General features: G+C 74.3%; 13 protein-coding genes. 8 read left to right on the top strand and 5 right to left on the bottom strand.

The features are described 5' to 3' along the window. The first annotated feature begins 234 nt into the window (after positions 1-234). Positions 235-642, top strand: a complete 408-nt coding sequence (locus IF01_RS0113385; RefSeq protein ID WP_051740439.1) for a VOC family protein — start codon at positions 235-237, stop codon at positions 640-642. Between the two features lie 62 nt (positions 643-704). On the opposite strand, the gene IF01_RS0113390 is transcribed toward IF01_RS0113385, so the two are convergent. Then, positions 705-1628 carry a DUF4231 domain-containing protein gene (locus IF01_RS0113390; RefSeq protein ID WP_030393585.1) on the bottom strand — a complete coding sequence of 308 codons (924 nt, stop codon included), beginning with the start codon at positions 1626-1628 and terminating at the stop codon, positions 705-707. Between the two features lie 124 nt (positions 1629-1752). On the opposite strand from IF01_RS0113390, the gene IF01_RS0113395 reads away from it, so the two are divergent. Further along, the gene (locus IF01_RS0113395) at positions 1753-2196 is read left to right on the top strand and encodes a VOC family protein (RefSeq protein ID WP_030393586.1); all 444 of its coding nucleotides are present in this window, start codon (positions 1753-1755) and stop codon (positions 2194-2196) included. A gap of 103 nt (positions 2197-2299) precedes the next feature. Here the strand turns inward: IF01_RS0113395 and IF01_RS0113400 are convergent, their stop codons facing one another. After that, a complete protein-coding gene (locus IF01_RS0113400) occupies positions 2300-3286 on the bottom strand; it encodes a helix-turn-helix transcriptional regulator (protein ID WP_030393587.1) in 987 nt (328 codons plus the stop codon). A 160-nt stretch (positions 3287-3446) separates the two neighbouring features. Here IF01_RS0113400 and IF01_RS43870 point away from each other — a divergent pair, with 160 nt between their 5' ends. From IF01_RS43870 to IF01_RS0113415, 3 genes are all read left to right on the top strand, one after another. Then, a complete protein-coding gene (locus IF01_RS43870; protein ID WP_157855213.1) occupies positions 3447-3824 on the top strand; it encodes a hypothetical protein in 378 nt (125 codons plus the stop codon). Between the two features lie 119 nt (positions 3825-3943). Then, entirely contained in the window at positions 3944-4111 is a 168-nt protein-coding gene (locus IF01_RS48210) for a hypothetical protein (protein WP_157855214.1), read from the top strand. 44 nt (positions 4112-4155) lie between these two features. Then, complete coding sequence (locus IF01_RS0113415; protein WP_030393589.1) at positions 4156-4626, top strand: hypothetical protein; 471 nt, start codon at positions 4156-4158, stop codon at positions 4624-4626. A gap of 118 nt (positions 4627-4744) precedes the next feature. Here IF01_RS0113415 and IF01_RS0113420 read toward each other — a convergent pair whose 3' ends face one another. After that, the gene (locus tag IF01_RS0113420; protein WP_030393590.1) at positions 4745-6208 is read right to left on the bottom strand and encodes an NCS2 family permease; all 1464 of its coding nucleotides are present in this window, start codon (positions 6206-6208) and stop codon (positions 4745-4747) included. A gap of 245 nt (positions 6209-6453) precedes the next feature. On the opposite strand from IF01_RS0113420, the gene IF01_RS0113425 reads away from it, so the two are divergent. From IF01_RS0113425 to IF01_RS0113435, 3 genes are read left to right on the top strand one after another with little or no spacing between them, the layout of a single operon-like run. After that, positions 6454-6801, top strand: coding sequence for a DUF2530 domain-containing protein (locus tag IF01_RS0113425; protein ID WP_078879923.1), 348 nt, complete (start codon positions 6454-6456; stop codon positions 6799-6801). 52 nt (positions 6802-6853) lie between these two features. After that, positions 6854-9439 (top strand): HAD-IC family P-type ATPase, encoded by a 2586-nt coding sequence (locus IF01_RS0113430; RefSeq protein WP_030393592.1) that lies wholly within the window; start codon positions 6854-6856, stop codon positions 9437-9439. 39 nt (positions 9440-9478) lie between these two features. After that, complete coding sequence (locus IF01_RS0113435; protein ID WP_030393593.1) at positions 9479-9715, top strand: hypothetical protein; 237 nt, start codon at positions 9479-9481, stop codon at positions 9713-9715. A 114-nt stretch (positions 9716-9829) separates the two neighbouring features. On the opposite strand, the gene IF01_RS0113440 is transcribed toward IF01_RS0113435, so the two are convergent. Together IF01_RS0113440 and IF01_RS0113445 are read right to left on the bottom strand one after the other, a co-directional pair. Next, a complete protein-coding gene (locus IF01_RS0113440) occupies positions 9830-13174 on the bottom strand; it encodes a sacsin N-terminal ATP-binding-like domain-containing protein (RefSeq protein ID WP_078879924.1) in 3345 nt (1114 codons plus the stop codon). A gap of 167 nt (positions 13175-13341) precedes the next feature. Continuing rightward, complete coding sequence (locus tag IF01_RS0113445; RefSeq protein ID WP_030393595.1) at positions 13342-14226, bottom strand: DUF3027 domain-containing protein; 885 nt, start codon at positions 14224-14226, stop codon at positions 13342-13344. Between the last annotated feature and the right edge of the window lie 187 nt (positions 14227-14413).

Raw genomic sequence — 14413 nt, forward strand, 5'->3', positions numbered from 1 at the left:
AAACCCCCCGTAACCAACAATCCCTCGATTGGATCAAAAGTTTATACAACTAATCATTGGTCTCCCGATGCCCAAGAAGTGCCGATTCTGTAGCGATCCGGAACGTTACGGACCGAATCGCCCCACATCTCTGGCCGTGCCCCCGATGACTCCCGGTGCGATGCTGGATCGTGGGGCCCGGTCCACGCGGACCCCCGGCGCCGCACCACCCCTCAGCAGAAGGGCCGAGCAGACATGACCGACGTCGCCGCCGAGCAGGCCGCGCAGGCCGACACCGGCTTCGCCCGCCTCGCCATGGTCACCATCGACTGTGCCGACCCGGTCGCACTGGCCGCCTTCTACGGCGAGCTGCTCGGGTGGGAGACCCGGCACGTGGACGAGCAGTTCGCCATCCTGGACAACCCGGAGGGCGGCAGCCCGCTCGGTTTCGGACGGGTCAGCGGGTACCGGCCGGAGCCGTGGGTCGAACCGGACGGCGGCAAGCACTTCCACCTGGACTTCTACGTCGACGACCTGGAGGAGGCCACCGCCCGTGCGCTGGCCCTGGGCGCGACCGAGCCCACGTACCAGCACGGGCGCACGCTCAAGGTGCTGATCGACCCGGCCGGCCACCCGTTCGGTCTAGCGCCCCTGGACGCCTGAGCCCGGCAGTGGACGGCCCGGCCCCGGCACTGGAAGGCCGGGTGCCGGAAGGCCCGCCCCGCTCAGCGCGGGAAGGCCCGCTTGGCCCGCCAGGTGGTGTGCTCGCGCGACACCGCGTCCTCCGCCTCGGCCGCCAGCCGGGCCCAGCCCCGCTCGGCGTCGGGCCCCCGCAGGTCGAGGTCGGACAGCTGGTTGCCGACGTTCTCCAGCTCCCGCGCCGCCAGCTGGTACGCGGCCGCCAGCGGGCGGAGCTGCTTCAGCTGGGTCCAGGCGATCACCGACGCGGCCGCCGCCGAGGTGGCCCCGAAGACGTGCACCTGCAGCGCCCCGGTCGCCTGCGCGACGGCCGCCGCCGCACCGACGATGATCAGCGCCGCGACGGCCAGCCCCCAGGTGACCGCCTGCGACTCGCAGGACTCCGCCCGCGAGCGGTACCACGTCCGCTGCCCCTCCACCCGGGTGCGCAGGTAGAGCGTGCGGCGCGAGGTCAGCGACTCCGCGCGGACCCGCCGCATCTCCGGGGTGATCTCGGCGACCGCGTCCGGCGGCACGATCGCCGGGTCCTCGAAGGCCCGCAGCACGTCCTCCAGCTGGAGCAGGTAGACCCGGTCGACGTCCGCCGACTCCGCGTCACCCTCGAACGGGCGGGCCCGCACCGAGTACTTCCAGGCCAGCGTCTTCACCGACTCGGCCGCCGCCCGCGCCTCGTACCACCGCGCCTGCGGGTTGCCCCGGCGCAGCCGGGACCAGAAGTACCCGGCCACCAGGAACGCCACCACCGAGAACAGCGGCGTGATGTCGGCGGCGCCCTTGTCGTCCGGCCCGGGCAGCGAGCCGACGACCGCCGCGACCACCAGCATCGAGATCAGTCCCCGGTACCAGCGCAGCGTCTCCTGCTGACCGGCGATCGACGCCCGGTCGGCCGTCCGGAACAGCTCCGGCAGCAGCTGGGCCTCGACCCCCGTCGGCGGATCCTGTCGCACCATCGAACCGCTCCCCTCCCCCGTCTCGCCCGGAGTATGCCCCCGGTCAACTCCGCTACACCGCGACCTTTTTGACGCCTCCTCTTGCCCCGGACGACCCGCAACCCCTATAACCGGTTACATGCCCATGCACTGGAAGCTCGTCATCGACGCCGCCGACCCGCACCGCCAGGCCGCCTTCTGGGGCGCCGCCCTCGACTACACCGTCGAGAACCACAGCACCCTGATCGGCAACCTGCTGTCCGCCGGCGCGGTCACCCGGGCCCAGATCACCGAGGTCGACGGCCGCCACGCCTGGCTCACCCTCGCCGCCGTCCGCCACCCGGAGGACCCGCACGACCCCGTCTCCGGCACCGGTCTCGGCCGCCGCATCCTCTTCCAGCGCGTCCCCGAGCCGAAGCAGGGCAAGAACCGCCTCCACCTCGACCTCCACCCCGGCCCGGACGCCCGCGCCACCACCGTCGCCCGCCTGGAATCCCTCGGCGCCACCAGCCTCCACGAGGTCGCCGAACCGGGCGGCTCCTGGGTGGTCATGCAGGACCCGGAGGGCAACGAGTACTGCGTCCACTGACACCCCGGGCACCGGCCGTGGCCTCGGCCGAACGACGGAGGGCGCGAACCCGGCCGGTTCACGCCCTCCGTCCCCACACGCCGCAGCCGGCGTGCGGGCTGCGCTACGACAGCCAGCCCGCCCGGGCCGCGCGGGCGCCGGCCTGGAAGCGGCTGCGGGCCTCGAGGCGCTCCATCAGGTCGGTGGCGATGCGGCGGGCGGTGCGCGGGGAGACACCCAGCCGCTTGGCGATGGCGTCGTCGGTGTGCCCTTCGGCCAGCAGCGCGAGCGCGGTGCGCTCCTGGGCGGTGAGGCCGTTCCGGTCGAGCCGGGCGACGGCCCCCAGCGGCTGCGCTCCGGCCCAGACGGTCTCGAACAGCGCGCAGAGCGCGGTCAGCATCCCCTGGCCGGTCAGTACGACGGCACCGGCCGCCGTGTCGTCGCTGCGCACCGGGATGACGGCGGTCGCCCGGTCGACGACGATCATGCGGGTCGGCAGTTCGGGCACGGTCCGGACCTGGCCGCCGAGGGCGGCCAGCCAGTTCACGTACTCGACGGTGTGCGGGCTGTTGCGGACACTGTCCAGGTAGACGGTGCGCATCCGCACGCCGCGGTCGGCCAGCGCGCGGTTGAGCGGCTTGGCCGCCTCGATGTTCTCCGGCCTCTGGCCGCCGTCCGGCGCGAAGGTCATGATCTCCTCGCGCGCCTCGTTGGAGAAGCGGCTCAGCCGGTCGCGGATCCGGTCGAGCCCGACCAGTTGCTCGACGTCGGGCGTGTTCGCCTCCGGCCGCAGGTCGGCGTAGTCGGCGATGAGCTGCGCCGCCGCGGCCCGGGAGGCCTCGATCCTGGCCTGCGCGGCGGCCAGCTCGGCCTGCTGCCGCGCCATCAGGATCTCCATCCCGACGTCCGGGGAGACCGCGCGCAGGGAACCGGGCCGCTCGGCGGAGGGCCGCAGCAGGGCCAGCTCGCTCAGGTGGTCCAGGGCGGTCCTGACCTGCGGCTCGGCCAGGGACAGGCGATCGGCCAGCGCGGCCACGCCGTCCCCCGAGTGGGCCAGCATGGCCCGGTAGACGGACTCCGCGACAGCGTCCAGCCCCAGTGCGGTCAGCATGTCCGTTCCCCCGTGACGAAATCGTGTTCGCTACGCGTGCGATCCTTCCACACCCTCCGAACCCCCGACCAGGGCACCTCGTGGACGCTTCCGGCCAGGGCCTGAAGTGTCCGGGTTGAACCACTCCACACCGATCGCCCGCTTCAGCACCCTTGGCTTCATGTATCTCGTGCACACCGTCCTGCGGCACCCCGAACCGGAGGCCGTCCTCCCCCCGGACACTCGCGAGCTCCTGTCGGCCCTGGTACGCCCGGAGGACCGGATCGAGCACCTCGTGCTCCACCGCGACGCCGTGCCCGACCCGGTGCTCGGCCTGTTCCTCCTCACCGACTCGCTCGCCGAGGCCGAGAGCCGCGCGACGGAGTTCTGCCGGACGGCGCTGGGATCGCTCCCGGAGCTCCTGGGCTGGCGGGCCGACCGGGTCGCCGTCCCGCTCGTCACCCCGTTCTACGAGCGGCTGCTGGCCGCTTCCGGCACCCCTGACCGGAACGGTCCAGGGCCGTTTCCGTCCACCGGCCGGGCCTTCCACCCGGGCTGAGCTGCGACGAAGCTGGTGTCTGCCGGAAGGGGCCAGGCCCCGGACGGCACCGGAGGAGGCGTCACCGCGGGATGCGGCCTCCGGGACCCAGCCGCTGCACACCCGAGAGGACCACCACCATGTTCCGCACCGTCATCGCCAAGGCCGCCGCGGTCGCCACCTTCGCCCTCGTCGCCCTGGCCGGACTGGCCGCCACCGGGCAGACCGCCACGCAGACCACCACCACTGTCGAGGCCCGGCCGATCACCGTCATCGCCCCGCCGGCCGAGGACCTCATCTGGGGCTGACCCGCCCGGCGTCCCGGCGGACACCACCTGCACAATCACGTCGTATGACGGATCCGACCGACACCCACGCCTACCACCCGGACCCGGTCGCATGGACCGAGGACGGCCGGGAGTACACCGCACACATCCTCGGCACCATCGGGGCGAGCCCCGACCTGATGCGGACCGACCCCGCGCTGGCCGTACGCCTGATCGACGAGCAGCTCGCCGAGGAAGGGCTCGACACCCCGGCCGACGAGGAAGCGGCCCACCGGCTCCGCGCCCTGCTGTTGTGCGTCGCGGGCGAGTTCATGATCAACGCCTTCGAGGGCCACTGGGCCTGGACCGTCGACCCGACCTCCCCGCTCGGGGGCCGCTGGGTGGTCACCGGCTTCCCGCACCCCCTGGGGCAGCGGACCCACGCCGTCGATGTCCCCGGCCTCTCCGACGAGGCCGTGAACACCCCACCGGCCCGGATCGTCCACATCGTCAACCGCGCCGTCCAGCTCTCCGGCATCCGCGTCTTCGTCTCCTGACCGACCGCGTTCGCCCCCCGAGCACCCCGGCGACCGGCGACCGGCAGGACGGCAGGGCGGCACGCCGAGGGCCCTCCCCGCGGTGCGGAGAGGGCCCGGGACCGACCGGCGTCCGGTCTCAGAGCAGACCGAGGGCCGGCATCAGGTAGTAGAAGGCGAAGACCGCCGAGACCGCGTACATCGCGACCGGCACCTCCCGGCCCCGGCCGGCGGCGAGGCGCAGCACGCAGAAGGCGATGAAGCCGAAGCCGATGCCGTTGGTGATGCTGTAGGTGAACGGCATCATCACGATGGTCAGGAACGCCGGGATCGCGATCGTGTAGTCGGCCCAGTCGATCTCCTTGATCGAGTTGGCCAGGATCAGGAAGCCGACGGCGACCAGGGCGGGAGTCGCGGCCTGGGCGGGGACCATCTTGGCGAGCGGGGAGAAGAAGAGCGCCACCATGAACAGGGCGCCGGTGACGATCGAGGCGAAGCCGGTGCGCGCGCCCTCGCCGACACCCGCGGTGGACTCGACGAAGCAGGTGTTCGCGGAGGAGGAGGTCGCGCCGCCCGCCGCGGTGGCGATGCCGTCGATCATCAGCACCTTGTTGATGCCCGGCAGGTCGCCCTTCTCGTCCAGCAGGTGGGCCTCGTCGGCCACGCCGAGGATGGTGCCCATCGCGTCGAAGAAGCAGGACATCAGCACGGTGAAGACGAAGAGGACGCCGGTCAGGACGCCGACCTTCTCGAAGCCGCCGAACAGGCTGACCTCGCCGACCAGGCCGAAGTCCGGCTTGGCGACCGGGCTGCCGGGCCAGGCCGGGACGGTCAGGCCCCAGGCGCTGGCGGGCAGGTCCGCGAGCTTGTCGATGACGACGGCGACGACGGTCATCACCGCGATGGAGACCAGGATCGCGCCCGGCACCTTGCGGACGATCAGGACCAGGGTCAGCAGCAGGCCGAGCACGAAGACCAGGACCGGCCAGCCGAGCAGGTGGCCGCCGGTGCCGAGCTGGAGCGGCACGGTGGTGTGGGCGGCGTCGGGCATCCGGGTGACGAAGCCGGCGTCGACCAGGCCGACCAGGCTGATGAACAGGCCGATGCCGATGGCGATGCCCTTGCGCAGGCCGAGCGGGACGGCGTTCATCACCCGCTCGCGCAGGCCGGTGGCGACCAGGATCATGATCGCGAAGCCGGCCAGCACCACCATGCCCATCGCGTCCGGCCAGGTCATCTTCGGCGCGAGCTGGAGGGCCACGATGGTGTTGACGCCGAGGCCGGCGGCCAGGCCGATCGGGACGTTGCCGATCACACCCATCAGCAGCGTGGTCAGACCGGCGGTGAGCGCGGTGGCGGTGACCAGCTGGGTGTTGTCCAGGTGGGCGCCGGTCATGTCGGTGGCGCTGGCCAGGATGATCGGGTTCAGCACCAGGATGTAGGCCATGGTGAAGAAGGTGGCGATACCGCCGCGGATCTCGCGCGACAGGGTGGAGCCGCGCTCGCCGATCCGGAAGTAGCGGTCCAGGGCGCCGGTCGGGGGCTTCGGCGCGTCGGGCTGGGCGGGCTCGGGCGACTCGGTGGTCGGCTGGGCCACGGGCATGCTGCGTCCTCTGTGGGGGCGGAGGAGAGGGGGGAGCCGCCCGAGCGACTGCGGCCGGGCGATCCGGTCGGACGGGCACGAAGCACGATGTCCTGGGCGTGCCCCGGCCAACCGGAATGACAAGTATGAGTTCCGCAATCGCCGGTTCGCTATCTTCGCGCGTAGACCGGAGTGGATCGGGACGACCCCGGACAGTCCGCACAGGAAATCGATCGAACGCCCGCCGCACCCGTACCCTAGGGCCCATGCCCAAGACGCCATCGCACCCCTCCCCTCCACCGCTGGAGGCCAATGACGTCGCGATCGTCGGCGGCGGGACGGTGCTCTGGTTCGTGGCGTTCGTCGTCCTGCTCCCCTTCTGGGGGACCCTCTCCGACCACGGCCACGGCAACTGGCCGTGGATCTGCCTGGCCGGCGGCGGCCTCGGTCTGATCGGCCTCTGGTACTGCCGGGCCCGCCGGGACGCCATCGCCCGGAGCCGGGCCGCCGAGGCGGGGACGACGGGTGCGACGGGCACCCCGGGGACGGCCGAGCGGTCGCCGCGCACGGCCCCGGAGGGGAACGGCGGGGACCCGGCCACCCGGTCGGACTGAATAGTCCTTTAGTAGCACGCATCGGACATAAGGCGCCCGTAGAGTCGGTGCCATGACGCAGCCTGCGCAGCCCGCCGAGGACCGGCCGACCGCGGCCCCGGCCGCCGGGGAGAAGCCCGACGGTGCCCACCCGCTCGGGCTGCTGCCCGGCCGGCGCGGCGGTCTCACCGCCGCCGAGGTGGCCGAACGGGTCGCCCGGGGCGACGTCAACGACGTACCGGTCCGCTCCAGCCGCTCCACCAAGGAGATCGTCCGGGCCAACGTCTTCACCCGCTTCAACGCGATCATCGGCGTGATGTTCGCGATCATCCTGGTCGTCGGCCCGATCCAGGACGGCCTCTTCGGCCTGGTCATCGTCGCCAACACGGCGATCGGCATCATCCAGGAGCTGCGCGCCAAGAAGACCCTGGACAGCCTGGCGCTGATCGGCGAGGCCCGACCGCAGGTCCGCCGCGACGGCACGGTCCAGCAGATCGCCGTCGGCGAGATCGTGCTGGACGACACCGTGCTGCTGGGCATCGGGGACAAGGTGATCGTCGACGGCGAGGTCACCGAGGCGGACGGTCTGGAGATCGACGAGTCCCTGCTCACCGGCGAGCCCGACCCGGTCCTCAAGCAGCCCGGCGACCAGGTGATGTCCGGCAGCTTCGTGGTGGCCGGCGCGGGCACCTTCACCGCCACCAAGGTCGGCCGCGAGGCGTACGCGGCGCAGCTGGCCGAGGAGGCCAGCCGGTTCACGCTGGTGAAGTCGGAGCTGCGCAGCGGCATCGACAGCATCCTGCGGTTCATCACCTGGCTGCTGATCCCGACCGCGGTCGGTCTGATCATCAGCCAGCTGGCGGTGGAGGGCCGCGACTGGCGCGAGGCGGTCCGCCGGATGATCGCCGGGATCGTGCCGATGGTGCCCGAGGGCCTGGTGCTGCTGACCTCGGTGGCCTTCGCGATCGGGGTGATCCGGCTGGGCCGCAAGCAGTGCCTGGTCCAGGAGCTGCCCGCGATCGAGGGCCTGGCCCGGGTGAACACCGTCTGCCTGGACAAGACCGGCACCCTCACCGAGGGCGGCATGGACCTGGTGGACCTGCGGGTGCTCGGCGCCGACGCGGACGGCGGGGACGCCGGGGCCGCCGACGAGCGCGGCGCGCTGGACGACCGGGGCACCCTCAAGGAGACCGTCGAGCAGGCGCTGGCGGTGATGGCCGGGGCCGACGCCCGCCCCAACGCGTCCATGCAGGCCGTCATCGACGCCTACGGCGACGGCCGGGAGACCACCGGCCGGGACGCCGCGGTCGGCGGCCCGCAGTCCCCCGACGGCGACGGCCCGGAGGCCGGCCGGGGAGCCCCCGGGGCCCGTGGCGGCTGGCGGGTGATCGAGGCGATGCCGTTCTCCTCCGCCCGCAAGTGGAGCGGCGTCCAGCTGCTGGAGCCGCGCGGCGGCGAGGCCAGCTGGCTGCTCGGCGCGCCCGACGTCCTGCTGCCGGCCGGCCACCCGGCGCTGGCCGAGGTCGACGAGCTGGGCGCCCAGGGCCTGCGGGTCCTGCTGCTCGGCCGCACACCCGTCCCGCTGGACGCCCCGGACCCGGCCGCCGGACTGCGCCCGCTCGCCCTGGTGGTGCTCCAGCAGCGGCTGCGCGAGGACGCCGCCGACACCCTGCGCTACTTCGAGAGCCAGCAGGTCGAGGCGAAGGTGATCTCCGGCGACGCGGCCGTCTCGGTCGGCGCGGTCGCCGCCCACCTCGGCCTGCCCGGCGCCGACCATCCGGTGGACGCCCGCACCCTGCCCCGCGAGCCGGAGGCGCTGGCCGACCTCGCCGAGCGCACCACCGTCTTCGGCCGGGTCACCCCGCAGCAGAAGCGCGAGCTGGTCGGCGCGCTCCAGGCGCGCGGGCACACCGTGGCGATGACCGGCGACGGCGTCAACGACGTGCTGGCGCTCAAGGACGCGGACATCGGCGTGGCGATGGGCAGCGGCAGCGACGCGACCAAGGCGGTCGCCCAGATCGTGCTGCTGAACAACTCCTTCGCGGTGATGCCCTCGGTGGTCGCCGAGGGCCGCCGGGTGATCGGCAACATCGAGCGGGTGGCCGGGCTGTTCCTGGTCAAGACGGTCTACTCGGTGCTGCTGGCGCTGCTGGTGATCTTCACCCACTCGCCGTACCCGTTCCTGCCCCGGCACTCCACCGTGCTGTCCACCCTGACGATCGGTGTGCCGGCCTTCTTCCTGGCGCTCGCGCCCAACAACGAGCGCGCCCGCACCGGCTTCGTGCGCCGGGTGCTGCGGCTGGCGATCCCGGGCGGCGTCATCGCCGGCACGGCGACCTTCACCGCGTACGCGCTGGCCCGGGCCAACCACGCCACCGACCTCGAGTCGGACACCAGCGTGGCCACCCTGACGCTGTTCCTGGTCGCCATCTGGGTGCTGGCGATCGTGGCCCGCCCGTACAACTGGTGGCGGGTGCTGCTGATCGCCACCATGTGCGGCGGCTTCGCGCTGGTGATGACCGTGCCGTGGCTCTCCGACTTCTTCCAGCTCTCGCTGTCCGGCACCCGGGACCCGTGGCTCGGGGTGGGCATCGCGGTGACCGCCGGGCTGGTGCTGGAAGTGGTCTGGCGGATCATGCGGCGCCGGCTCGATGATTGAGCCACGAACCGGAGGGGTTCGGCGACGGGGGGTACCGCGATGGGGCGCAGGGGCGGGGAACTGGAGGCCTTCGCGGCCTTCCTGGGCGGACTGCTGGTCACCGGGCTGCTGGCCGGGCTGCTGGTGGGGGTCGGTGCGCTCGCGCACATCGAGGCGGGCCCGCTGCTGACCAAGGCGGTGGCGGCGGTGCTCACCGCCACCTGGGTGCTGAGCACGCTCGCGCTCTACCTGCGGATGATCGCCCGCGGCCGGACCCGCTCCGGCTCCCGCTCCTGACCGGCGCCGTTCCCGACCGACGTTGCTCCTGACCGGGGCCGTTCCCGACCGACGAGAACCGGACGCGCCGGAGCCGGACCCGCCCTCGTCGGCGGCTCCGGCTCCGGCGTCCCGTCAGCCCTCGAAGTCCCGGGCCGCGGACAGCTCGTAGGCCCGGTCCGGCTCGCTCAGTGCGGCCAGCACCTCGAATCGGCGGTGCCACTGCCCCACCGACCAGGCCAGGCCCGCGGCCAGCCCCTCCGGGGTGGCCGCGTGCAGCAGCCCGGGCACCGGCGGCAGCTCGAACTCGTCGTCCTCGTCGGCCTCCTCGGCCGACTCCGGGTCGTACGGCGCCTCCGGGGTGTCCGCCGCGCCGTCCCAACGCCAGTCGACGGCCGCCTCCTCCCCGTCCGGGCCGACCACCAGCAGCTCCTCGTGCTCCTCGTACGCCACCGGGCAGCCGGGCAGCAGTTCCCGCACCACCGCCGGCACCCGGTGCAGCGCACCCTGGGAGAGCACCCGCCCGCCGGCCACCTCGCTGGCCAGCGAGACGTGCAACCGCTCGGCGAGGTCCGCGGCCAGCGCCGGGGCGACCGGCAACAGCGGGTGGTCGTGCAGCAGCTCGACCAGGTCGGGGGCGTCCGCGACGACCGCCTCGGTGGCGTCCACCACCACGGTCCGGTCCGGCCGCCGCCCGGTGGCGCGGTCCATCGGCGGGACCGCCCTGACCACGTCCAGCGCCTCGATCCGGTCCGTGCCGACCCGGGCCAGCGCGCTGTGGATGCCGTGCAGCTGGCGGTGCCCGATCTCGGCGTCCGGGTCGGTCAGCCGGTCCAGCACCTCGTCCGGACCGTGCGGCTCGGCGAGCAGCGCGGCCAGCGTGGTGCGCACCCCCAGCGCGTGCAGGAACTGCTCGTCCAGGGTGGTGCGGGCCTCGTCGTAGAGGCCGCGCAGCAGCGGGTCCGCGCCGGCCGCGCGCAGCCCGGCGGGCTCGCGGCCGTCCAGCACCGGATGGTCGCGCAGCCACCAAGCGGTGTACGGCGGCAGGTCGGCGTACGAGCCGTCCGGCAGCAGGGTGCGGACGGGGGTGACCACGGCGTCCCGGTACGGCGGGCGGGCCAGCGTGGCGAGCGCCTGCGGCCAGGCGTCGTCGTCCACCAGGTCCAGATCGCGGACGACGAGCAGCTCGGCGGCGACCGGCGGAACACCGATCGTGTCCCCGTCGTCGGCGTGCAGCGCCTCCAGCGCGTCCTCGGCCCAGTCGGCCAGTCCGTCCGGAGCCTCGTCGATCAGCCCGGTGGGGTGGCCGCCGGCCGCCCGGTCGGCGGGCGCGGTGGGGTCGAGCCGCTCCAGGTCGTCCGGGTCGAGCACCACGTCCTCGGCCCGGACCAGCGCGAACTCGGCGAGCACGCCGACCGCGGCCAGCACCTCCGGGCCCCAGCGCTCCAGCAGCTCGTCGTCCACCCAGGCGGCGTCGTCCTCGCGCGCCAGCGCGGCGAACGGGCTGTCGGGAAGCAGGAGCTCACCGGCCCGGGCGGGCTCGCCCTCGTCGTCGAGCAGGGCCAGCCGGCCCAGCCACGGGTGCTCGCCGGAGGCCGGGGCGGCGGCCCGGACGAGCGCCAGCACGGCGTCGGCGAGGTCGGCGGCGGCGTCCGGGTCGTCCTCGGCCAGCTCGTAGGAGCGCAGGACGGCGGCCCGCACCTCGGGCGTGTCCAGCACCCCGGCGGGGGTGGCCGCGCCCGCGCCCAGCTTGGCCAGCAGCGGGTGGGAGGCCTCCGGGTGGGCGAGCCGCAGGTCGAGCACCGCGAGCGCGTCGGCCAGCGCCTCCGGGTAGCCGGGGAAGGCCGCCCAGTCGGCGTCGTCGGAGGGCAGCAGGACCCGGCGCGGACCGGTGACCGTCCGCCCGTCGGCGAGCGGCACCGGCAGCGCGCCGAGCGCCTCCGGATCGGCGCCGCCGAGCGCCGCGTACAGGTTGCGCCACCAGGCCGGCTCCCGGTCCAGGCCGCCCAGCTGGTCGACCACCTCGGCGAGCGGGACCCGGCGCACATTCAGCACCCGCAGCTCGGTGCGGCGTTCCAGACCGGCCGGCAGCAGGCCGGGGAAGATCGGCGCCAGCGCCTCGACCACCGAGCCGTCCGCGCCCTCCAGCAGGGTGGCGTCCCGGGGCCGCAGCGCCGGGGTGCCCTCCTCGACCGGCGCCGGGTGCGGCAGGAACGGCGTCCCGGGCAGCCGGGAGAGCACGGCGGCGCGCAGCGCGTTGTCCAGCGCGCCCCGGCCGAGCGGCCCGGGCACCAGGCCGAGCGAGCCGAGGTCGCCGCCGCGGGCGCGCAGCAGCTCGGCGTAGGCGTCGGCGGCCCGCTCGGTGAGGAAGTCGGCGAGCGCGCCGGGGGCGACGTGCCGCCGGGTGGAGTCCAGCGGGTAGGAGGCGATCAGCAGCGCGGGCAGGTCCAGCGGCTCGTCGCTCGGGGTGGGCGCGTGCAGCACCGGGGCGATCGCCGGCCGCTGCGGGTCCCCGCCGTCGGAGACCGGTACCGCCCAGGTCACCGTCCAGTGCGGGCGGGCGCGCTCCTCGGTGGGCCGGTCGGCGAGCAGCTCGACGTCGAGCGGTCCGGCCGCCCCGACGGTCTGCCAGACGGTGCGCCGCGGCTGCCCGTCGGCGTCGTCGGTGATGGTGACCTCGCTGATCTCCGCCCCGGTGGCCCGGCCGGACGGCGCCGGGAGGGCCGCGTCCGGACGCGGCGCGGCGGCCGAGCGGGTCAGGGTGCGGGTGCCGTCCGAGGTCTCCACCACGACCTCGGCCAGGCCGGGCAGGGTGAGCAGCAGCGCGTCGTCGATGCCGGCCAGCAGCCGGCGGGTGAGGTCCTCGGCGGCCGCGTCGCGCAGCGGCAGCACCACCACCGTGTCGTACCCGTCGGGCGCGGGGCCCTCGGCGGCGAACGGCAGCCGCAGCAGCGGCACATGGCCGTCCCGGCGGCGCAGCTCCTCGTCCAGGACGGGCTGCGCCTCGGCCAGCGACCTGGCCTCGCCGAGCGACCAGCGCACACCGCCGGCCGCGCCGAGCACGGCGGGCTCGTCGGTGACCGCGAGGACGGCGGCGAAGCCGACCCCGAACCGGCCGACGGTGCTGTCCCGGTCGCCGCGCTTGGAGGAGGCTCGCAGGGTGGAGAGCGACTCGACGGCCGCCGCGTCCAGCGGCGCACCGGTGTTCGCGGCGGCCAGCACGCCGTCGGCCAGGGTGAGCCGGAGCCGGCCCGGTCCCTGCCCGGCGCGGACGGCGGCGTCGGCGGCGTTCTGCGCCAGCTCGACGACCAGCCGGTCGCGGTAGCCGCCGAGGGCCAGCTCCTCCTCGGCGTTGGCGTCCTCCCGGAACCTGGCCGGGGAGGCGGCCCAGGCGTCCAGCACCCGGCGACGCAGTTCGGCACTGCCGAAGGGGTCCGCGAGGCGCTCGTCCGTGCCGCTGCCGAGAATCCGAGGTTCCACTGGACCTGCCGCCTTCCGCCGCCCTGTTGTGCCCTACGGGGGGCATTCTTCCCTGCCGCGGGGACAGTCCCGGACACACCCCCGGAGCAGCCGGCCCGCCCGGACCGCGGCGGGGACGACGGCGGCCCGCCCCACGGGGTGGGACGGGCCGCCGGACGTGACGATCCCTAGGAGTGGCCGAGCTCCTCGGTGGGGGCGTCGGGCTCGACCGAGCCGGAGAGCCGGTCGGGGTGCAGCGTCAGCGGCTCGACCACCAGCTCGTCCAGGATCAGCGCGGCCGGCGCCGGCGGGGCCGGGATGACGGCCGCCTCGGAGTGCCCGCCGCAGCCGTAGGCGAAGGAGACGATCTGGCCGTCGGCCGGACCGAACTCGTTGCCGCAGACCCCGAAGGCCTGGCCCAGCGAGCCGCCGATGGGGATCAGGAAGCCGCAGGTGACACAGCCGGCCGGGGCGGACTGCGCCATCGGCGTCTGCGCGCCGTGGGCCTTCTCCCAGCGGTCGGCGGCCAGGTGCAGGCCGAGCCGGGACAGCACCCGGCTGCGGCCCATGCCCAGCTCGTCGGCGACGGCCCGGATCTGGGCCCGGACCGGGGCCGGCTGGACCGCCGGGTCGTCGCTGACCAGCACGTCCTCCTGGGCGGCCTGGGCCAGCGCGGAGTTCGGCGCGGGCTCGTCCTCGCCGCTCCAGCCCGGCTCCAGCCGCACGTCGTCGGCGTCGGTGGGGAGCAGGTCGCCGGGGCCCATGTCGCCCGGGCGCAGCCGCTCGCTCCACGGCACCCACTGCGGGGCCAGCACGGCGTCGGGGCCCGGCAGCAGGACGACCTCGTCCAGCGTCACGTTCTTGGCCCTCGGTGCGCGCGCCACCGTGACCGCCCAGTGCCAGCCGCGGTAGGCCGCGTCCAGGCACTCGAAGGTGTGGGTCACGACACGGTCGGTCTCGGCCTGGACACCCAGGTGCCCCCCGACGGTCTCGGCACCGACAGCGTCCTCGGCGGCCTGACGGGCGAGTTCGACGGCCTCGGCACAGAGCCGATCAGGGGTACGGCTTCGCATCGCTGCACTCACGGCGTCGATTCTCTCCCATTTCTTCTGTCGCCCACGGCGAGTTGCCTTTTCCGTCGCGGCTCGGATTCCCTCGTCCATTCTGCGCGACTGCGGCCTGCCGCGGATACCGGCCGCGCCGCTGGTCCGGTCCGCCGGCGCCGGTCGGGCACTCGGGCGGACTCTGGGCAGGCTACCC

It is taken from the genome of Kitasatospora purpeofusca (assembly GCF_000718025.1).
In the GTDB taxonomy this organism is placed as follows: domain Bacteria; phylum Actinomycetota; class Actinomycetes; order Streptomycetales; family Streptomycetaceae; genus Kitasatospora; species Kitasatospora purpeofusca.